The organism is Pseudomonas sp. Hz4 (genome assembly GCF_054898165.1).
Window position 1 is genome coordinate 355,262 of the sequence record NZ_CM142719.1, and the last position, 19,055, is coordinate 374,316.

Consider the following 19,055-nt stretch of genomic DNA (forward strand, 5'->3'; position numbering starts at 1 on the left):
GTGTTGTTACAGGCTAAGGTAAAATTTGTGAGTTGCTCTTAATGAGTAAGAATGCGAATTTTCGGCGAATGTCGTCTTCACAGTATAACCAGATTGCTTGGGGTTATATGGTCAAGTGAAGAAGCGCATACGGTGGATGCCTTGGCAGTCAGAGGCGATGAAAGACGTGGTAGCCTGCGAAAAGCTTCGGGGAGTCGGCAAACAGACTTTGATCCGGAGATGTCTGAATGGGGGAACCCAGCCATCATAAGATGGTTATCTTAAGCTGAATACATAGGCTTAAGAGGCGAACCAGGGGAACTGAAACATCTAAGTACCCTGAGGAAAAGAAATCAACCGAGATTCCCTTAGTAGTGGCGAGCGAACGGGGACTAGCCCTTAAGTGGCTTTGAGATTAGCGGAACGTTCTGGAAAGTACGGCCATAGTGGGTGATAGCCCTGTACGCGAAAATCTCTTAGTCATGAAATCGAGTAGGACGGAGCACGAGAAACTTTGTCTGAATATGGGGGGACCATCCTCCAAGGCTAAATACTACTGACTGACCGATAGTGAACTAGTACCGTGAGGGAAAGGCGAAAAGAACCCCGGAGAGGGGAGTGAAATAGATCCTGAAACCGTATGCGTACAAGCAGTGGGAGCCCACTTTGTTGGGTGACTGCGTACCTTTTGTATAATGGGTCAGCGACTTATTTTCAGTGGCGAGCTTAACCGAATAGGGGAGGCGTAGCGAAAGCGAGTCTTAATAGGGCGTCTAGTCGCTGGGAATAGACCCGAAACCGGGCGATCTATCCATGGGCAGGTTGAAGGTTGGGTAACACTAACTGGAGGACCGAACCGACTACCGTTGAAAAGTTAGCGGATGACCTGTGGATCGGAGTGAAAGGCTAATCAAGCTCGGAGATAGCTGGTTCTCCTCGAAAGCTATTTAGGTAGCGCCTCATGTATCACTGTAGGGGGTAGAGCACTGTTTCGGCTAGGGGGTCATCCCGACTTACCAAACCGATGCAAACTCCGAATACCTACAAGTGCCGAGCATGGGAGACACACGGCGGGTGCTAACGTCCGTCGTGAAAAGGGAAACAACCCAGACCGTCAGCTAAGGTCCCAAAGTTATGGTTAAGTGGGAAACGATGTGGGAAGGCTTAGACAGCTAGGAGGTTGGCTTAGAAGCAGCCACCCTTTAAAGAAAGCGTAATAGCTCACTAGTCGAGTCGGCCTGCGCGGAAGATGTAACGGGGCTCAAACCATACACCGAAGCTACGGGTATCACTTAGGTGATGCGGTAGAGGAGCGTTCTGTAAGCCTGTGAAGGTGAGTTGAGAAGCTTGCTGGAGGTATCAGAAGTGCGAATGCTGACATGAGTAACGACAATGGGTGTGAAAAACACCCACGCCGAAAGACCAAGGTTTCCTGCGCAACGTTAATCGACGCAGGGTTAGTCGGTCCCTAAGGCGAGGCTGAAAAGCGTAGTCGATGGAAAACAGGTTAATATTCCTGTACTTCTGGTTATTGCGATGGAGGGACGGAGAAGGCTAGGCCAGCTTGGCGTTGGTTGTCCAAGTTTAAGGTGGTAGGCTGAGATCTTAGGTAAATCCGGGATCTTAAGGCCGAGAGCTGATGACGAGTTACCCTTTGGGTGACGAAGTGGTTGATGCCATGCTTCCAAGAAAAGCTTCTAAGCTTCAGGTAACCAGGAACCGTACCCCAAACCGACACAGGTGGTTGGGTAGAGAATACCAAGGCGCTTGAGAGAACTCGGGTGAAGGAACTAGGCAAAATGGCACCGTAACTTCGGGAGAAGGTGCGCCGGTGAGGGTGAAGCATTTACTGCGTAAGCCCATGCCGGTCGAAGATACCAGGCCGCTGCGACTGTTTATTAAAAACACAGCACTCTGCAAACACGAAAGTGGACGTATAGGGTGTGACGCCTGCCCGGTGCCGGAAGGTTAATTGATGGGGTTAGCTAACGCGAAGCTCTTGATCGAAGCCCCGGTAAACGGCGGCCGTAACTATAACGGTCCTAAGGTAGCGAAATTCCTTGTCGGGTAAGTTCCGACCTGCACGAATGGCGTAACGATGGCGGCGCTGTCTCCACCCGAGACTCAGTGAAATTGAAATCGCTGTGAAGATGCAGTGTATCCGCGGCTAGACGGAAAGACCCCGTGAACCTTTACTATAGCTTTGCACTGGACTTTGAATTTGCTTGTGTAGGATAGGTGGGAGGCTTTGAAGCGTGGACGCCAGTTCGCGTGGAGCCAACCTTGAAATACCACCCTGGCAACTTTGAGGTTCTAACTCAGGTCCGTTATCCGGATCGAGGACAGTGTATGGTGGGTAGTTTGACTGGGGCGGTCTCCTCCTAAAGAGTAACGGAGGAGTACGAAGGTGCGCTCAGACCGGTCGGAAATCGGTCGTAGAGTATAAAGGCAAAAGCGCGCTTGACTGCGAGACAGACACGTCGAGCAGGTACGAAAGTAGGTCTTAGTGATCCGGTGGTTCTGTATGGAAGGGCCATCGCTCAACGGATAAAAGGTACTCCGGGGATAACAGGCTGATACCGCCCAAGAGTTCATATCGACGGCGGTGTTTGGCACCTCGATGTCGGCTCATCACATCCTGGGGCTGAAGCCGGTCCCAAGGGTATGGCTGTTCGCCATTTAAAGTGGTACGCGAGCTGGGTTTAGAACGTCGTGAGACAGTTCGGTCCCTATCTGCCGTGGACGTTTGAGATTTGAGAGGGGCTGCTCCTAGTACGAGAGGACCGGAGTGGACGAACCTCTGGTGTTCCGGTTGTCACGCCAGTGGCATTGCCGGGTAGCTATGTTCGGAATAGATAACCGCTGAAAGCATCTAAGCGGGAAACTAGCCTCAAGATGAGATCTCACTGGGACCTTGAGTCCCCTGAAGGGCCGTCGAAGACTACGACGTTGATAGGTTGGGTGTGTAAGCGCTGTGAGGCGTTGAGCTAACCAATACTAATTGCCCGTGAGGCTTGACCATATAACACCCAAGCAATTTGCAGGCTTCGAGCTGAAAAGCGAAAGAGCACCAGATTGCGGTGTGTGAAGACGACACAGTCGAAAATTCGCAATGCAACACACAAATCTATCACTTACCCATTCGCTGGAGCGTGAACCTGCAAAGGCCCACGACCTGGCTACCGAATTTCTTGACGACCATAGAGCATTGGAACCACCTGATCCCATCCCGAACTCAGCAGTGAAACGATGCATCGCCGATGGTAGTGTGGGGTTTCCCCATGTGAGAGTAGGTCATCGTCAAGATTAAATTCCGAAACCCCTATCTGCGTATGCAGGTAGGGGTTTTGTTTTAGTATAAGTCACCAATTTTGCTGGCACGTTACGCTGTAACGGGCTGGTCACAGAATTTCTTGACGACCATAGAGCATTGGAACCACCTGATCCCATCCCGAACTCAGCAGTGAAACGATGCATCGCCGATGGTAGTGTGGGGTTTCCCCATGTGAGAGTAGGTCATCGTCAAGATTGAATTCCTAAACCCCTTTCTGCTAACGCAGACAGGGGTTTTGTCATTATGGGCTCGCTAAACGCTCAGTGACGCCATTGCCAAACCAGTGGAATGTTCCCGCAGAGACGCCAAAGCCAGCCCCTGGAATCAGGTGCTGGCTAGTGGTGCTATAGGTGCCGCTGTCACCCATCGACTTCAAGCCGTCCAGATACCGAACCGGCGTTGAAGCCGCGTAACGCCACATAGTCATAGCGGTGGATTGCGCCATACGGGCCGGTCAGCACGCCGGGGGGTGTAACGCATGGCCTGGGACACCGTTTGCGAACCTTGATTGTCCATTTGCTCATGGGTCACCGCAGACGCACTTCGCGGGGTTTCCAGCAGCGCGGCACTGATCTTGGTGGCGATCTGGCTATGCGTCGCGTTGTAGCCATCCATGCTGCCCAGGGTCGGCAACACGCTGACACTCAGCGCAGTAGAAAACAGCGCAGCGCGTACGGCTGAATCGGCGATGAAATGAAGAGGGTTCTTTCTGATGGCGCGCGCAGTCATTGTAGGTTTTCGTAGGAAGTCGCTGAGGTCAGAATTGAAGTGCTTACTGACTTAGCCGGACTTGCCCGGAAAACCCACCAAAAATAATTCAGGCCTGTCGCTCCAGTGTCACCCACCAACGAGTGCGATAACGCAGTTGCACCGGCAGGGTTTGCGGCAGGATGGCCAGCAATGTGTCGGTGTTCTCCAGACGGAAAACACCGGACAGCCGCAAATCGTCAGCCCAGGCACCGACATCCATGTCCAGAGGCGGCGCCAAACTCGCCTGGTGGTGATCGATCAGATAGCTCTGCCCCGCCTGCACCTGGGTCAGTATGCCATCGGCGGCAAGCGGCGAATGGATGACGACCCAACCAGCGGTAACACTGGGTCGCGTGCCGTCGTTCTCCTGACGCAGGATGAAACGTGCCCCAACGCCTTCATACACACCGTGACGACTGTGCACCCGCAGCGGTCGGTCAAACGAAGATCCTTCGTCGATCCCACCGCACGTCACGATGATCTCGCCGCGAGTCAGATTGATCGGCCGCTGCTGCATTGGCGGTGTTGAGTTCCAGTCGTATGCCGTCGACGTAGCCTGGAATTAGCCGAGTTGTTACGCAGGCGCAGCAGTCAATGGATGGCTTGTTTGACCACCTGCTGATGCAGCTCACCGCTCCGACTCAACGACGAGTTATCCACAGACATCACGTTTCATACCGCAGCACGTAGCAGTGAGAAAGCGCGTCGGCCACGTATTCAGTCAACCGTGATGGCTTCGATAAAGCGCCTGTACTGCAAACTCAGGTGAGAACATGAACGCGAAAGCCCGAACGTCACAAATGATAATTTGTCGGATTGTCATCAAGGGTTGGCTAATTTGCAACTGCCGTACGAGTAACCGTTCTTACAAAAAAGGCTGATCAGGCGCTCTGGCACGCCGTTTTGGCGGGTATCTGACAGGAATGCCGATCATTTCCTACAAGCGCCTAAGATTTTTCCGGTTTGTGCCGACAGACTGATGAGACATGCGTGCACCAACGTAGAGCGGCCCCAGAGCACTGCCTGCGCTGTTACATGGAATGCTGCAACCCTGAACGCATCCCCACTTTTTGCATAAGAAGTCGCATGAAATGAATCTCAAATTCAGTCATAAAATCCTGCTGGCCGCTTCCGGCGTTGTGGTGCTGGCCTTTGCGTTGTTCACTTTGTACAACGACTATCTGCAGCGAAATACCATCCGTCAAAACCTTGAATCGAGCGTCCAGCAGGCCGGTGACCTGACCGCTAGCAGCGTGCAGAACTGGATGAGCGGTCGCGTGCTGGTGTTGGAAAACCTCGCGCAGAACGTTGCACATCAAGGCGCCAATGCCGACCTCCGGGCGCTGGTCGATCAACCGGCCCTCACCTCGAACTTCCAGTTCACCTACGTGGGCCAGGCCAACGGCGTGTTCACTCAGCGCCCGGACGCGAAGATGCCTGACGGTTACGATCCGCGTCAGCGTCCCTGGTACAAACAAGCGGTGGCTGCCGACAAAACCATGCTGACTCCGCCTTACATGGCTGCCGTCGGTGGCCTGGTGGTGACCATCGCCCTGCCGGTGAAAAAGAACGGCGAGTTGCTCGGCGTGGTCGGTGGTGACCTGAGTCTGGAAACACTGGTGAAGATCATCAACTCGGTGGACTTCGGTGGCATCGGCCACGCGTTCCTGGTCAGCGCCGACGGTCAGGTGATCGTCAGTCCGGACAAAGACCAGGTGATGAAAAACCTGAAGGACATCTACCCGAACGCCGGCGTGCGCATCGAGAAGGGCAATCAGGAAGTCAGCCTGAACAAGCAGGACCGTATCCTTTCGTTTACTCCGGTCAGTGGTCTGCCCAATGCCGAGTGGTACATCGGTCTGTCAATCGACAAGGACAAGGCCTACGCGCCACTCAGCCAATTCCGCACTTCTGCGCTGATCGCTATGTTCGTCGCCGTGACGGCCATTGCGGTGCTGTTGAGCCTGCTGATCAACGTGCTGATGCGTCCGCTGATCACCATGGGCCGTGCGATGCAGGACATCGCTCAGGGCGAAGGCGACCTGACCCGTCGCCTGGCCGTGGAAAGCAAAGACGAGTTCGGTGCGCTAGGCGGTTCGTTCAACCAGTTCGTGGAGCGAATTCACGCGTCGATTTCCGAAGTGTCGTCGGCAACCCGTCAGGTTCACGACCTGTCGCAACGGGTGATGGCCTCGTCCAACGCCTCGATCGTCGGCTCCGACGAGCAAAGCGCCCGCACCAACAGCGTCGCCGCGGCGATTAATCAATTGGGCGCCGCCACTCAGGAAATCGCCCGCAACGCCGCCGATGCTTCCCAGCACGCCAGCGGTGCGAGCGAGCAGGCCGATGACGGTCGTCAGGTGGTGGAGAAAACCATTCTGGCGATGACCGAGTTGTCGCAGAAAATCAGCCTGTCCTGCACTCAGATCGAAACCCTGAACGCCAGCACCGACAACATCGGGCACATTCTGGATGTGATCAAAGGCATCTCCCAACAGACCAACTTGCTCGCGCTCAACGCGGCCATCGAAGCGGCCCGTGCCGGTGAAGCCGGTCGTGGTTTTGCGGTGGTAGCGGACGAGGTGCGTAACCTCGCTCACCGTACCCAGGAATCGGCGGAGGAGATCCACAAGATGATCACCTCGCTGCAGATCGGCTCTCGCGAAGCAGTGACAACCATGAACGCCAGTCAGGCCTCCAGCGAGCAGAGCGTTGAAGTGGCGAATCAGGCCGGTTTGCGTCTGGTCAGCGTGACCCAGCGCATCGGCGAAATCGACGGTATGAACCAGTCGGTGGCCGCGGCGACCGAAGAGCAGACGGCGGTCGTGGAAACCCTCAACGTCGACGTTAACCAGATCAACCTGCTGAACCAGCAGAGCGTGGCCAACCTCAATGAAACGTTGAAGGATTGTGATGCGTTGTCGTTGCAGGCGAACCGGTTGAAGCAGTTGGTTGATAGCTTCAAAATCTGATCAAACGATGTAAAAAAGAGCCCGCTGTGGAATGATCCGCAGCGGGCTTTCTTATGCCTTACGCAAACAGTTTCAGCACATTGTTCATCGCGTCATCGGCAAAGCCCTGGACGAAATCCTTGAACCCCGGCAACGCCTCTGCACCGCCCTGTGCGGGTTCGGCGATGATGGTCCAGGTCGCCCGCGACTTACCCGCATCCAGCGGTTCAACACTCATTGCCGCCCACAAATTGGCCACGCCCAAGGTGTTGTAAATCGTGGTCCACGTCATGTTCAGCGCTTTGTCATCCCGCGAGTTGAGCTGCTCGACCACCAGGTTGCCGTCCTTGAAGAATTTCTTGCGCAGGGACGACACGCCTTCGCCGGTCATTTCGATGTGCGACAGCGCCGGAATGAATTGATCGAAGCCGGCAAAGTTACCGACCACTGCCCAGACTTTCTCGGCGTCGGCCGGCACTTCCACCGAGGACACCACGTGGCAGCCTTGAGGATTTTTGATCAGGGTATCGGGTTGCAGAGTGCTCATGGTCTTGCTCCATTCTTGGGGTTGGGTTGAATCAGATGAAGTTGATTTCTTTGAGGTAGTCGCAGCCGCGACGCAGCAGCGCCGGGGACTTTTCCGGGTAGTGCGCGCCCATCTGCCGGACGCCGGCCTGGGCGTTGTCGTGGCCGATCATCGAGATGTCGCCGATGTCTTCCTCGAAACCGTTGAGGTAGAAACCGAGCACGCCGAACAACGCGTTGTCGCTGTCGACCCGGCCCAATTGCTGCTGCCAGTCGGCGACGCTGACCATGGAAAACTCCCGACCGGCCTCACGAAATGACGCGACGTAGCAGTCCCAGCTCAGAGGCTCGGGGTTGTGCAGGTTGAACACCGCCTTTTCGGGTGAATAACGGCTGGCATGGAAGGCGATGAAGCGGGCCAGAAAGTCGACCGGCATCAGGTCGAAATTCAGCGTGAACTCCGGCACCTGGCCGAGCTGGATCGAGCCTTTGAGCATCAGCATCAAGCGATTCTTGTGAGGCTGGCAGACACCCGTGAGGCTGTTGAAACTGATGTTGCCGGGGCGATAAAGATTGACCCGTACGCCACGCTCGCGAGCGCGTTCGAGGATCCGCTCACCGACCCATTTGGACAGGTTGTAGCCGTTCTTGATGTAGATCGGCGGGGTCTGCGCGGCGGGCAATTCCAGCACCCGGCCATCGGCGGCAATCGTGCTGGAGGCCGAGAGCGTGGAGACGAAATTGAAGATCTTTTTGCTGCGCCCTTCACACAACCGAAGGCACTCGAAAATCGGCTCGACGTTATCCCGCGCCAGCGACTCGTAATCGAGTACGTGATTGACGTTGGCGGCGTTGTGCACCAACGCGCCGAATTGCCGATCCAGTCGCTCGTAAATATCCGCTTCGAGCCCCAATAACGGACGAGTAATGTCCGCCGCGTAAACCCGCACTCGGCTCAGGTCCAGGTGGTCCAGGCGGTTTTCTCGCAACGCATGGGCAAAACGCTCGGCCGCCGATTGCCCACCGCCATCGCGTACCAGGCAGGCGACTTCGCTGGCGCCCCAGGCCAGCAATGCTTCGACGATGTGCACGCCGACAAAGCTGTTGGCGCCGGTAACGATCACCTTGTGCACATCACCCATGCGATTGACTGGCAACGGCTGGATATCCAGTTCGCGGAAGGCATCGGCCATGGCCTGCTCGCTCAGCACTTCTTCGGTGCCGGAGCCACGCACCAAGGTCGCCAACTTGACAATGGTCGGCAATTCGATGAAGCGGTTGATCGAGATGCTGCGACCGAACGCTTCCCGCAAACGCAAAAGCATGCGCGAGAGCAGGATCGAGTGGCCGCCCAGGTTGAAGAAACTTTCGTCGGTAGAAATATCGCTGGCCGGCAGCTCCAGCAGCTCAGCCCAGATCTCCAACAACAGCGCCTCATCGGCACTGGCGGGCAAGCGCCGCAAAGTGTTTTCGGAGACATTCACGGGCATCGCCAGCAACGCCTTGCGGTCGACTTTGCCGTTGCTGGCGAACGGCATGCTCGCCAGTTCAGTCCAGGCGGTGGGCTGCATGTAATCCGGCAGAAACTGCATCGAGTGGGCTTTCAACGCATCGCGAGCGGTGCCGGGTTGATCCTCCTGAGGCTGGGCGAGGAAGGCCAGAATCCGTCGATGGCTGTCGATGACCACCGCCACCTGGCGGTACAGCTGACTGTCGCGCAAGCAGCGTTCGATCTCTTCCGGCTCGACCCGAAAGCCGCGAATCTTCACCTGATTGTCGCGCCGCCCGCAGAGCTCGATGCCGTCGCTGGTCCACTTCGCCATGTCGCCGGAGCGGTAGGCGCGCAGGCTCCGGTCATTCGGCAGGCTCAGGTTCAGATAACGTTCGGCGGTCTGCTGCGGATTGTTCAGGTAACCCAGGCACACGCCTGGCCCGACGATGTACAGCTCACCGACCGTCTGTTCGGCCACCGGTTGAAAGTCCTCATCGAGAATCAGCACCTGACTGTTGGCGATTGGCGCGCCGAGGGTGCGGTTGTTGTCGCCGGGGCGCAGTTGCCGCGCGGTAATCAACACCGTCGCTTCGGTAGGGCCGTAGAGGTTGTAGAGGTTGCCTTGGCGGGTAAGCTGCTCGATGACATAGGGTTCGCAGACATCGCCGCCAGTCATCACGTGATCGAGGCATTGCAATTGATCCAGCGGCAGGATGCTCAACAACGCCGGCGGCAAAAAGGCGTGGCTCAGATGCTGATGGCGGATCAGTTCGACCAGTTGCAACGGATCGCGACGTTGATCGTCGCCGGGCACGATCAGTTCGGCGCCCTGGAGCAGGGTCGGGAAAATATCGATCAGCGACGAGTCGAAACTTAATGACGAAAATTGCAGCACCCGACTCTGCTCGGTCAGCTGCACGTAGTCGGCGTACCACGCGGTGAAATGGGTGAGGTTGGCCTGGCTGAGCAACACGCCTTTTGGATGTCCGGTGGTGCCCGAGGTATAGAGCGCCATGCACGGCGCGCCTAGATCGGGTCGTTGACGCATCAAGGGTTGATCGAGGTCCAGGTCATCGATGTCGATGCGGCTGATATCGAGTCCCGGCATTTGCGCAGCGAGCGGATGCTCACCGTCATGCAGCAGCAACACGGCCCCGGCGTTTTCCAGGATGTACTGCTGGCGTTGCAGGGGATGGCTCGGCTCCAGCGGCAAATACACCGCGCCGCTGCCGAGAATCGCCAGAATTCCCGCATACAGCGCGCTGCATTTTGGCAGGCAGATCCCGACCACCAACGGCCCTTGATGCCGAGCGAGCAACGGCAGCAATCGCTGCTGGATCGCACGGCTGTGGGCGTGCAAATGCCGATAGCTCAGGGACGTGCCGGCAATGTTCAGCGCGGGTCGTTCGGCACACTGGATCAAGCGCTGCTCAAGGCGTTCAATCAGCGGTATTTGGCTGAGCTTCAGCAGCGCGGGTGCAGCCGTGATATTGAGCCGATGGAAAAACGCGAGGCTCTCCAAATAAAGCAGGTTTTCCACGTGCTCGAAGTGAGCGGGAGCCGCAGAGTCGACCAGCAGAAAATAGTCGGCATCGCGAGAGTAACGGCTGACCAGCAGCGCCACGTGATTGACCAGTTCCTCCGCTGCCCGCAGGCGCAATGCCTGGCCGTTACCCGAAGGTTCGTCAGTGATCGACACGCGAGTGAACAGCGTCGAACCGTACGTGCACAGCAAGTCCAGCGGCGGCAGGCCAGAAACTCCAGGCTCACCGACACCCAGTTGCAGCGTCAGTCGCGGCGCATCGCCGTCTTGAACAGGCAGGCTGGCGTCGTCGATCAGCAAATCAGCGTTACCCAGCGGTTGCTTGTCGACGGCAGTCAGGCGTACCAGAGAATGACCGTGTTGTTCAAGTTCCAGCGCCAGGTCGGTCAGGGCCTGGCTTTGTCCAATGAGCAGAATGTCGAGACGTCTCATGATGTGCTCCTCGTTAAACCAGGTAATCGCTGAGGGCGTCTTGCACGCACGGCGAGTCGAGCAGCGAACTGCTGCGGAAAAACCGCACGATGTTGGCGACCAGCGGGTGATGGCGATTGATCGGGAAGGCCAGCCCCGATACTTCGCTCTTGAGTGCGTGGCGTGCGGCATCGCTGATCGTCAAGGAATCGATCAGCTGGAAGTCGAACGATTTCTGGATGTCGTTGGTCAGGTAATGGCCGATGAATATCGGCAGGATGTGCGCGATGCATCGACGGTCGTCTTCGCTCGCGGTGTGCCAGTAGATGCGCACCAGCCGCGCCCAGAACCCGGAGTGGCGACCTTCGTCGAGCAAGTGGTCGGCCATCAGGCCCTTGATTGACTGCTTGACCGTGTCGTCCTTGGCGAACGCCGCGACGTCGCCGGTCACGGTGTTCTCGGCAATGGCCACACAGATCAATTCCACGGCGCTGCGCAGGTGCTCCGGGGCGAGCGCCACGGCCGCTGGAATGGCTCGGCTGAGTTCGATTTCATCCGGCAGGTCGATGGGTGTGATGCCGGTCATGGCGACGGTCTGTTGCATGAAATCCATCGCCACGAGTGCGTGGTAATCCTCGTCCACCACCACGGTCATGGCGTCGTAGCGGCAGGCGAACGGGAAGGCCACGGCGAAGCGATTCTTGGCGATGCTGCGGGCAGTCTTGTCGACGATTTCGGTTTCGAAAATCACCACGTCGTTGATGAATTTGTAGAGCGTCTGCACCAGTGCAAAGTCGCGCTGCTCCGGGCATTCACGCAGGAAGGTTTCGCTCAACACCAACGGTTGGCGGCTCAATGGGTAGATCAGCTTGTCGTCGTTCTCCAGCACGCGCCGGGGGCGGGTACGGATGGTCGCGCGGCTTTCCCAGGCATCGGCGAAGGATTGGTAGTCGGCGGCGTTCATGCGTTCACCTCAGGCACAGGTTCGCTCATGCTCAGGCGCAAGCCGTCCCACAGGGCGATGCGGCTTTCCACGGCAGCGATGGCGCTGGCGTAGACGTCCTCTTCGCGTTGCGGATCGCCATCGACCAGTCGGGCGAGAAGTCTTTCCGCCGCCGGGCCGTGGTCTTCGGAGTCGACTTCGATGTGGCGCTCAAGGTAGTAGCGAAAGGTCGGCGCTTGATCCAGACCAATGCCCCAATCATCGAGGATCCGCTGGAACATCTGCGGAATGACACTTTCCCGGCCATGCAGGAACACCGCCGCAACGCTATGGCCAGGCGCATGCAGCGCGGTGTGCAAGGTGTGGCGCACGAACCGGGCGGCGGCCGGGTCGACGTCCACACTTTGCAGCGCCACGTCGTAGCTCACCCCTTCCTTTTGCAGTGTCACGAAACGCTCGACCGCGACCGTGCTGGCACCGACTTCGCGCATCGCATCCAGGTACAACTCGAAATGGCTGTAGTGACCTTGAGCGGGACGATCATCGGATTCTTCACCCAGCACGATTTCGTTGATCAAGCGCGCTGCCTGCGGATCTCGCGGTGGCAGCCAGGGCAGCTGAACGCAGGTCAGTTCCTGCTGCAGGCGTTTGGTCAGTGACATGAAATCCCATACTGCAAATACATGGGTTTCCATGAAGCGTTGAAGTACCGGCAGCGAATGAATTTCGGAGAAGATCGGGTGCGTACTAAGTTCTGTTTTCTTCTGATTGAGGCGATCTTTATTCGTTTTCATGAGTGAGCCTATAAGTGATCTGAATGCCGTTAAGGGTGCTGTGATCAATAAGTGACTGACGGTTTAAGTTTTCTATTGGCGAGCGAATGCCTCAAGTTAATTGATATATGTGGGTGAAAGTAAGTTGCCAGATAATGGCTTGCTGCCTGTATTAAAAGGGTGGCGGAGAGAAACTAATGCACGAATAAAGTGTCAGGCAAGTTATTTTTTAAGTAATTAAAAGTTCATGTTTATTCGGCGCGAGAAGTTCCAATAAGACTTTTGTTTTAAGTTTTATTTTGGCGTAGTTGCTCCTTCCGACTGATAAAGGTCAGAATTTAAATAAAGAGTGAATGCCTCACTCGAAGCAACTTTCTAGTTGAATCGCTGAATTGATCTGAGGGGTGGAAGTTGGCGGGGAGCGACGCCGGTTCTTCCTTTCCCGTGGCAAGACTCCTTCCGTAGGTTCTTGGTGCGGGGATTGCTCCGCTCGCGCGATGCGTCGCCCCTTCATCATTCGTTGGCCGGCCAAGAGTGAGCGTAATTCAAGGCAGCCGCTATCACCGACGCGTCATCTACTCGGGGTAGATAATGAATCTTCAGAGGGGTAAATCCAGGGCAGGGCTTTGGAGAGGGGCGCAGCGCAGTCGCGGCAAGCGAAAACGAGCAGTTCGATCTGCTCGCTCAGGCTTGCCGTCGTTTTTTACCGGGAGGTTTTTCTGTTCAGCGCTTCGGGGCTGTTGAGGTAGCGTGTGATGACCTCGACGCCCCGGTTGAGGTGTTGTTGGAGCAACTTCACCGAGCGTTCGACGTCCTGGTCTTCGGCGGCCTGCAAAAGAGCCCGGTGATCTTCCTGGGACAGTTTGCCCAGGCCCATGGCTTCCAGGTTGAAGCGCAGAAAGCGCTCCTCTTCGTTCAATCCGTCTTCCACCAGCCTCAACAGCCGACGGTTCGGCGCCTTGCAGTACAGGGACATGTGGAAGAGCCGGTTGAGCCGGCCGATCTCGGTGTAGTTGTGTTCCGTTTCCAGGTCGTCGACATGACGGGCAGCCTGTTCGAAGTCTGCCTTCTCAAGCAGTGGAATCGACAGGCGCAGCGCTTCGGATTCCAGCAGGATCCGCAGTGCATAGGTTTCCACGGCATCGCCCTGAACCAGCGGTGCAACCACAGCACCTTTATGGGCGACTACGTTAAGCAGCGCCTGGGCTTCGAGCTGGCGCAACGCTTCGCGCACCGGCATGCGGCTGACACCGAAAAGATCGGCCAAATCTTGCTGACGCAGAGCGGTGCCGCAGGGAATGCGACCGTCGAGAATGGCCGAACGCAGGGTTTCTTCGATCACCGAGCGTGCCAGATGAGCCGGTATCGGCCCGTTGACCTTGATGCTGTTCAGAGGATTGGGCTTCTGTGTCACAACAACGCACCCTGTTTGACTGAAATAAATTTGGATCCAAGAGGACACTAGTGACTGCCTGACAGGTTGTCAAACGTACACAAGGTCGCAGCCTGAGGTGGCCACGATGTTTTTTATGACACCTGCCATACAAAGTCTAGCGCGCCACCAGTGATCTCACCGTGCCATTGTCTTTTACCGGACTAACCTGCACCATCAAACGCTTTCCCACCTGCCTGACCTGGATACCTCGCATTGGCGGTACGTTTCGCGATCCCTCGGACTTTGCGCTGGCTGTGCTGCGCGTTGCTGCTGGCCGGCGTTATGCTGGGCGGGCTGCATGCCGATTGGGATTTTTCGCTGATCAGCCGTCGCGCGCAGGCATTGTACGGGCCGTTGGGCGAAGGGCAGCAACGGATTGATGCCTGGCAGCACTTATTGTCTACGCAAAAGCAGGTCAACGAGCTCGAACAGCTTAAAGTGGTCAACCAATTCTTCAACAAGCAGATGCGCTATGAGGAAGACATCGACCTGTGGCATGAGGTCGATTATTGGGAAACGCCCATCGAGGCCCTGTGGAAGGGCGCCGGCGATTGTGAAGATTACGCGATCGCCAAGTATTTCAGCCTGCGCCATCTCGGCGTCTCCAGTGACAAGCTGCGCATCACGTACGTCAAGGCGTTACGCCTGAATCGGGCGCACATGGTGTTGACCTACTACTCAAGCGCCGAGGCCATGCCGCTGGTACTCGACAGCTTGATCGACGCGATCAAACCGGCCAGCCAACGAACCGATTTGCTGCCGGTCTACTCTTTTAATGCCGAAGGGTTGTGGTTGCCGGGCGCCAAGGGCAACAAGAAAGTCGGTGACACCAAACGCCTGTCTCGTTGGCAGGATGTGCTGAAAAAAATGCAGGCCGAAGGTTTCCCGGTCGAGACGACTAACTAGGAGCACGCGCTCAGATGTCTTTGTTCAAACAGCTGTTGATCGCTATCTGTCTGTTCCTGGTGATCGCCTTCACCGGTAGCTTCGTGGTCAGCCTGGAAAGCTCGCGCACCCAGTACGTCAACCAGTTGCGCTCTCACGCCCAGGATGCCGCGACCGCATTGGCGCTGTCCCTGACGCCGAACATCGACGACCCGGCAATGGTCGAGTTGCTGGTCAGTTCAATCTTCGACAGCGGTTATTACGCGAGCATCCGCGTGGTCGATCTCAAGACCGATCAGACCATCGTCGAGCGCAGCGGCATTCCAGCGGTGAACAACGTGCCGGACTGGTTTGTCAAAATGATCGGGCTGGAAGCGGCCGGTGGTGATGCCCTCGTCAGCCGTGGCTGGGAGCAGGCGGCGCGGGTCGAGGTGGTCAGCCATCCGATGTTCGCGTTGGCCAAACTCTGGCAGAGCGCGCTGGGCAGTCTTGGCTGGTTGCTGATCTGCGGTGCGGTGAGTGCGGTGCTGGGTGCGCTGTTGTTGCGCCGGCAACTGAAGCCGCTGGATTACATGGTCAAGCAATCCCACGCCATCGCTCGCCGCGAATTCCTCAGCCTGCCGGAATTGCCGCGCACACCCGAACTGCGCCGCGTGGTGCAGGCCATGAATCAGATGGTCGAGAAGCTCAAGGCGTTGTTTCAGGAGCAGGCCGTGCGTAGTGAAAAACTGCGGGTCGAATCCTATCAGGACAACCTGACAGGCTTGGCTAACCGTCGCTATTTCGAAATGCAGTTGAACGCCCGGGTGAGCAATCCGGAGCAGGCGAGTTCCGGTTATCTGCTGTTGTTGCGGGTCAAGGACCTGGCCGGGTTGAACCAGCGGTTGGGCGGTCAACGCACCGACCAGTTGTTGATAGCGGTGGGTGAGCAGCTGTCCCGAGAGTGTGCCAAATACCCGGAAACCCTGAACCTCGTGACGAGGATTCGCGGCGGCGAGTTCGCCGTACTGGCGCCGGGGCTGGTGCGCGAAGAAGCGCTGCAACTGGCGCAGAGTCTCGACAATGCGCTGGCGAGTCTGCATGCGACGGGCGCCACCGATGTCGCCTCGGTGGCCTCAATCGGGCTGGCGCCGTTTGTTTATGGTGACTTGCCGCAAGCCGTGCTTGGGCTGGGCGATCAGGCGTTGGCTCAGGCGCAAAGCCAGGGTGAACCGAGCTGGGCGTGCCTCGATCACAGCGCCTCGGCTAGCGTCGGTGATGATCATCATGCCTGGCATAACTTGCTGGACCAGGCGTTGGAACAGCAGCGTTTCGAGCTGTATTTCCAGCCGGTGGTGGCCGCCCAGGACACGCAGTTGGTGCTGCATTACAAGGTGCTGTCGCGTCTGATCGACGACGAGGGTCAAACCATTCCCGCCGGGCGCTTCCTGCCGTGGCTCGAGCGTTTTGGCTGGACCGCGCGGTTGGACCGTCTGATGTTGGAGCTGGTGCTTGAGCAGATGGCCGACCATGAAGAATCGCTGGCGCTGAATCTGTCTTCAGCGACGCTGGCCGATCCGCAGGCGTTGAATAAAGTCTTTGAAATCCTGCGTCAGCATTCGAATCTCGGGGAGCGATTGACCCTGGAAATCGGCGAAGAGCAGCTGCCGGAGCAAGCCATGCTGGAAGAACTGACGCGACGTCTGCACGAACTCGGGTTCTCCCTGAGCCTGCAACGCTTTGGCGGGCGCTTCAGCATGATCGGCAACCTGGCGCGGCTTGGGTTGGCGTACCTGAAGATCGACGGCAGTTACATCCGGGCGATTGATCAGGAGAGTGACAAGCGATTGTTCATCGAGGCGATTCAGCGGGCGGCGCACAGCATTGATCTGCCGTTGATTGCCGAGCGGGTCGAGACGGAAGGGGAGTTGATGGTGATTCGTGAGATGGGGTTGTATGGGGTTCAGGGGCAGTTGTTTGGTGAGCCGAAGCCTTGGCACTAACCTACCGATCGTTCCCACGTTCTGCGTGGGAATGCAGCCCGTGACGCTCTGCGTCACAACAGTGTCAGGCGCAACATCAGCGGTGAGGCCGGAACGCGGAGCGTCCCTTGAGGCATTCCCACGCAGAGTGGTCTGACCCCAAAAAGTTGGACGATTGTGGACCTATACCTGAACGGACTGAGTCCTGTATTCAACAGGGCTCAGTCCGTTTAGTTTCAGCTTTATGCGACGATGATTGTAATAGTGGATGTAATCCACCAAACCAGCGTGAAGCTCGTCGACATTTTCGAATTTTTTCAGGTAAAAAAATTCAGATTTGAGCGTGCCAAAGAAGCTCTCCATCGCCGCGTTATCGTAACAGTTGCCTTTGCGCGACATGCTCGGTGTGACCGAATGTTCTTTGAGAAGCTGACCATAAATGGGCATCCGGTACTGCCAGCCCTGGTCTGAATGCAGAATGGGCTTTTCATCTGATTTGAGTCGCTTAAAAGCTTCGCTAAGCATTGTCCCAACCATGCTGAACAACGGCCGCTTTGCGATATCGTAGGAAATGATTTCGCCGTTGTACAGGTCCAGGATGGGCGAAAGATAAAGCTTCTGCCCGCTCACTTTAAATTCCGTGACGTCAGTTACCCACTTTTGATTGGGCTGTGAGGCGTTAAAATCGCGGTTCAAAAGATTTGGCGCCGCTCGGCCAACTTCTCCTTTATAGGCACGATACTTCTTCACACTCACGCGGCATCTAAGACCAAGCTCAGCCATGAGGCGCTGGACGGTCTTGTAGCTGATTACGTAACCATCCTTGCGAACTGCCAGCGTCACGCGGCGATAGCCAAGCTTGCCTTCGTCTGCGTCGAAGACCTCACGTATCTTGGCTTTCAGATCCGCATACTTATCAGCTGCTTGAAGTACTTTCTGCTGATAATAAAACGTGCTGCGCGCCAATCCTGCCACTTTTAACAAACCATCAAGAGAGTGCCGCTGCCTCAGTTCGATTACGATTTGCGCTTGTTCTCTTGCGCTGCTCGTTTCTTTTGAACCAAGGCGTCCAGCTTTTTTAGATAGTCATTTTCCAGCCGAAGTTGATTCAGTTCCGCAATCAGCTCATCCCGACTACGGGATTCATCAGGTAACTGAGGCAGGGCAGGTTCGGGCGGTTTGGGCATTTTTCTTACAGGTCCGATACGTCTGGGTTGGATTAGCAACGCATTTTCATCGCCCCCATCATAGCGGCGCTGCCAATCGCCGACGATGCTGAATCTACGGATATCGAACAATGCCGCGACTTGGCGATAGGAAAGCCGTTCTTCACGCATACGCTTCAGAACCGACAACCTGAATTCAACGCTGTAGTGCTGCACCTTTTTTGCTTCTAGCGCCGCAGCACCGTGCACTTGGTAGGCCGCGACCCACTGACGCAACGACGAAAAATCAACGTTGTGACGATGCGCGACCTCTCTAAATCCCGCTTTGCCGGAACAGTAATCCTGTACCGCTGATAACTTTGCTTGAACAGTGTACTTACCCATGAAACACCCCATCAGTTGTGTCCAACTTTTGGGGTGCAGACCAGAGCGTGGGAACGATCAGCGTGGGAAGTTAGATCAACCCCGTCTCATCATCATCGATCAATTGACTCAAGCCACCCAACGCCTCACGGGCGTGTGACCGGTCCATCAGCTTGGCCTGGGCGGCGGCCGGCAGGTCGGTAACGCGGATTACGCCTTTACTGGTTAACACTTGAATCAAGTCGTCGAGTACCCGGATCATTTCCAGGTCGCTCTGCTTGAGCTGTTTGAGGCTGGTTTCCACTACCTCGTTGGCGTACCAGGCCTGGATTTCATGGTGGTCGGCCGGCAGCGTTTCCGTGGCCTCGGCGTAGGCCGCAGCTTCCACGCGCACTAACTGACCTTGCGCATCGCGTTGCACGTAGAACATTGAGCATCCCTCGGAAATGGACCAGCGTCATGCTGTCAGCAGCATAGGCCAACTGGACGCGAGTATGCGGTGCAGCGACGAAATCGTCACCGGGTTGATCGGCGCAAACGTCAC

At 56.6% G+C, this 19,055-nt stretch carries 11 protein-coding genes, 3 rRNA genes and 1 pseudogene; 6 read left to right on the forward strand and 9 right to left on the reverse strand.

Annotated elements, in window-relative coordinates; genetic code table 11:
* Positions 1-109: 109 nt before the first annotated feature.
* The 3 genes from ACYZTR_RS01625 to rrf (ACYZTR_RS01635) all read left to right on the forward strand — a co-directional run bounded on the left by ACYZTR_RS01625 (position 110) and on the right by rrf (ACYZTR_RS01635) (position 3,507).
* Positions 110-3,001 (forward strand): 23S ribosomal RNA (locus tag ACYZTR_RS01625).
* Positions 3,002-3,169: 168 nt separating this feature from the next.
* A 5S ribosomal RNA gene (rrf, locus tag ACYZTR_RS01630) occupies positions 3,170-3,285 on the forward strand.
* A 106-nt stretch (positions 3,286-3,391) separates the two neighbouring features.
* Positions 3,392-3,507, forward strand: a 5S ribosomal RNA gene (gene rrf / locus ACYZTR_RS01635).
* A 146-nt stretch (positions 3,508-3,653) separates the two neighbouring features.
* Here rrf (ACYZTR_RS01635) and ACYZTR_RS01640 read toward each other — a convergent pair.
* Positions 3,654-3,937: pseudogene (locus tag ACYZTR_RS01640) on the reverse strand (TonB-dependent receptor plug domain-containing protein); the annotation flags it as partial.
* Between the two features lie 193 nt (positions 3,938-4,130).
* Positions 4,131-4,580 (reverse strand): FecR family protein, encoded by a 450-nt coding sequence (locus ACYZTR_RS01645; RefSeq protein WP_461975917.1) that lies wholly within the window; start codon positions 4,578-4,580, stop codon positions 4,131-4,133.
* A gap of 574 nt (positions 4,581-5,154) precedes the next feature.
* Here ACYZTR_RS01645 and ACYZTR_RS01650 point away from each other — a divergent pair.
* Positions 5,155-7,035, forward strand: coding sequence for a methyl-accepting chemotaxis protein (locus ACYZTR_RS01650; RefSeq protein WP_461975919.1), 1,881 nt, complete (start codon positions 5,155-5,157; stop codon positions 7,033-7,035).
* A gap of 58 nt (positions 7,036-7,093) precedes the next feature.
* On the opposite strand, the gene ACYZTR_RS01655 is transcribed toward ACYZTR_RS01650, so the two are convergent.
* From ACYZTR_RS01655 to ACYZTR_RS01675, 5 genes are all read right to left on the reverse strand, one after another.
* Entirely contained in the window at positions 7,094-7,561 is a 468-nt protein-coding gene (locus ACYZTR_RS01655) for an SRPBCC family protein (protein WP_461975921.1), read from the reverse strand.
* 31 nt (positions 7,562-7,592) lie between these two features.
* Positions 7,593-11,006, reverse strand: a complete 3,414-nt coding sequence (locus tag ACYZTR_RS01660) for a non-ribosomal peptide synthetase (protein WP_461975923.1) — start codon at positions 11,004-11,006, stop codon at positions 7,593-7,595.
* 13 nt (positions 11,007-11,019) lie between these two features.
* Entirely contained in the window at positions 11,020-11,949 is a 930-nt protein-coding gene (locus ACYZTR_RS01665; protein ID WP_461975924.1) for a diiron oxygenase, read from the reverse strand.
* Positions 11,946-12,722 (reverse strand): DUF3050 domain-containing protein, encoded by a 777-nt coding sequence (locus ACYZTR_RS01670; protein ID WP_461975926.1) that lies wholly within the window; start codon positions 12,720-12,722, stop codon positions 11,946-11,948. Before ACYZTR_RS01670 ends, ACYZTR_RS01665 begins: the two co-directional genes overlap by 4 nt.
* Positions 12,723-13,404: 682 nt before the next feature.
* Positions 13,405-14,115 (reverse strand): GntR family transcriptional regulator, encoded by a 711-nt coding sequence (locus ACYZTR_RS01675; protein WP_461975928.1) that lies wholly within the window; start codon positions 14,113-14,115, stop codon positions 13,405-13,407.
* Positions 14,116-14,349: 234 nt separating this feature from the next.
* Here ACYZTR_RS01675 and lapG point away from each other — a divergent pair, with 234 nt between their 5' ends.
* Positions 14,350-15,042 (forward strand): cysteine protease LapG, encoded by a 693-nt coding sequence (gene lapG / locus ACYZTR_RS01680; RefSeq protein WP_461975930.1) that lies wholly within the window; start codon positions 14,350-14,352, stop codon positions 15,040-15,042.
* 14 nt (positions 15,043-15,056) lie between these two features.
* Positions 15,057-17,003: a cyclic di-GMP receptor LapD gene (lapD, locus tag ACYZTR_RS01685; RefSeq protein WP_461975932.1), complete on the forward strand. Its 1,947-nt coding sequence runs from the start codon at positions 15,057-15,059 to the stop codon at positions 17,001-17,003.
* Between the two features lie 162 nt (positions 17,004-17,165).
* Here lapD and ACYZTR_RS01690 read toward each other — a convergent pair.
* Positions 17,166-18,532 (reverse strand): IS3 family transposase gene (locus tag ACYZTR_RS01690; RefSeq protein ID WP_461972659.1). Its coding sequence is split into 2 segments (ribosomal slippage): positions 17,166-18,052 and positions 18,052-18,532, totalling 1,368 coding nucleotides; the frame shifts between segments, so codons are not numbered across the junction.
* A gap of 70 nt (positions 18,533-18,602) precedes the next feature.
* A complete protein-coding gene (locus ACYZTR_RS01695; protein WP_129439553.1) occupies positions 18,603-18,941 on the reverse strand; it encodes a tryptophan synthase subunit beta in 339 nt (112 codons plus the stop codon).
* Between the last annotated feature and the right edge of the window lie 114 nt (positions 18,942-19,055).

Excerpts from the sequence above, each read along its gene's own strand:
- ACYZTR_RS01645 (WP_461975917.1), bottom strand. The coding sequence starts at position 4,580 with ATGCAGCAGCGGCCGATCAATCTGACTCGCGGCGAGATCATCGTGACG.
- ACYZTR_RS01650 (WP_461975919.1), top strand. The coding sequence starts at position 5,155 with ATGAATCTCAAATTCAGTCATAAAATCCTGCTGGCCGCTTCCGGCGTT.
- ACYZTR_RS01655 (WP_461975921.1), bottom strand. The coding sequence starts at position 7,561 with ATGAGCACTCTGCAACCCGATACCCTGATCAAAAATCCTCAAGGCTGC.
- ACYZTR_RS01660 (WP_461975923.1), bottom strand. The coding sequence starts at position 11,006 with ATGAGACGTCTCGACATTCTGCTCATTGGACAAAGCCAGGCCCTGACC.
- ACYZTR_RS01665 (WP_461975924.1), bottom strand. The coding sequence starts at position 11,949 with ATGAACGCCGCCGACTACCAATCCTTCGCCGATGCCTGGGAAAGCCGC.
- ACYZTR_RS01670 (WP_461975926.1), bottom strand. The coding sequence starts at position 12,722 with ATGAAAACGAATAAAGATCGCCTCAATCAGAAGAAAACAGAACTTAGT.
- lapD (WP_461975932.1), top strand. The coding sequence starts at position 15,057 with ATGTCTTTGTTCAAACAGCTGTTGATCGCTATCTGTCTGTTCCTGGTG.
- ACYZTR_RS01695 (WP_129439553.1), bottom strand. The coding sequence starts at position 18,941 with ATGTTCTACGTGCAACGCGATGCGCAAGGTCAGTTAGTGCGCGTGGAA.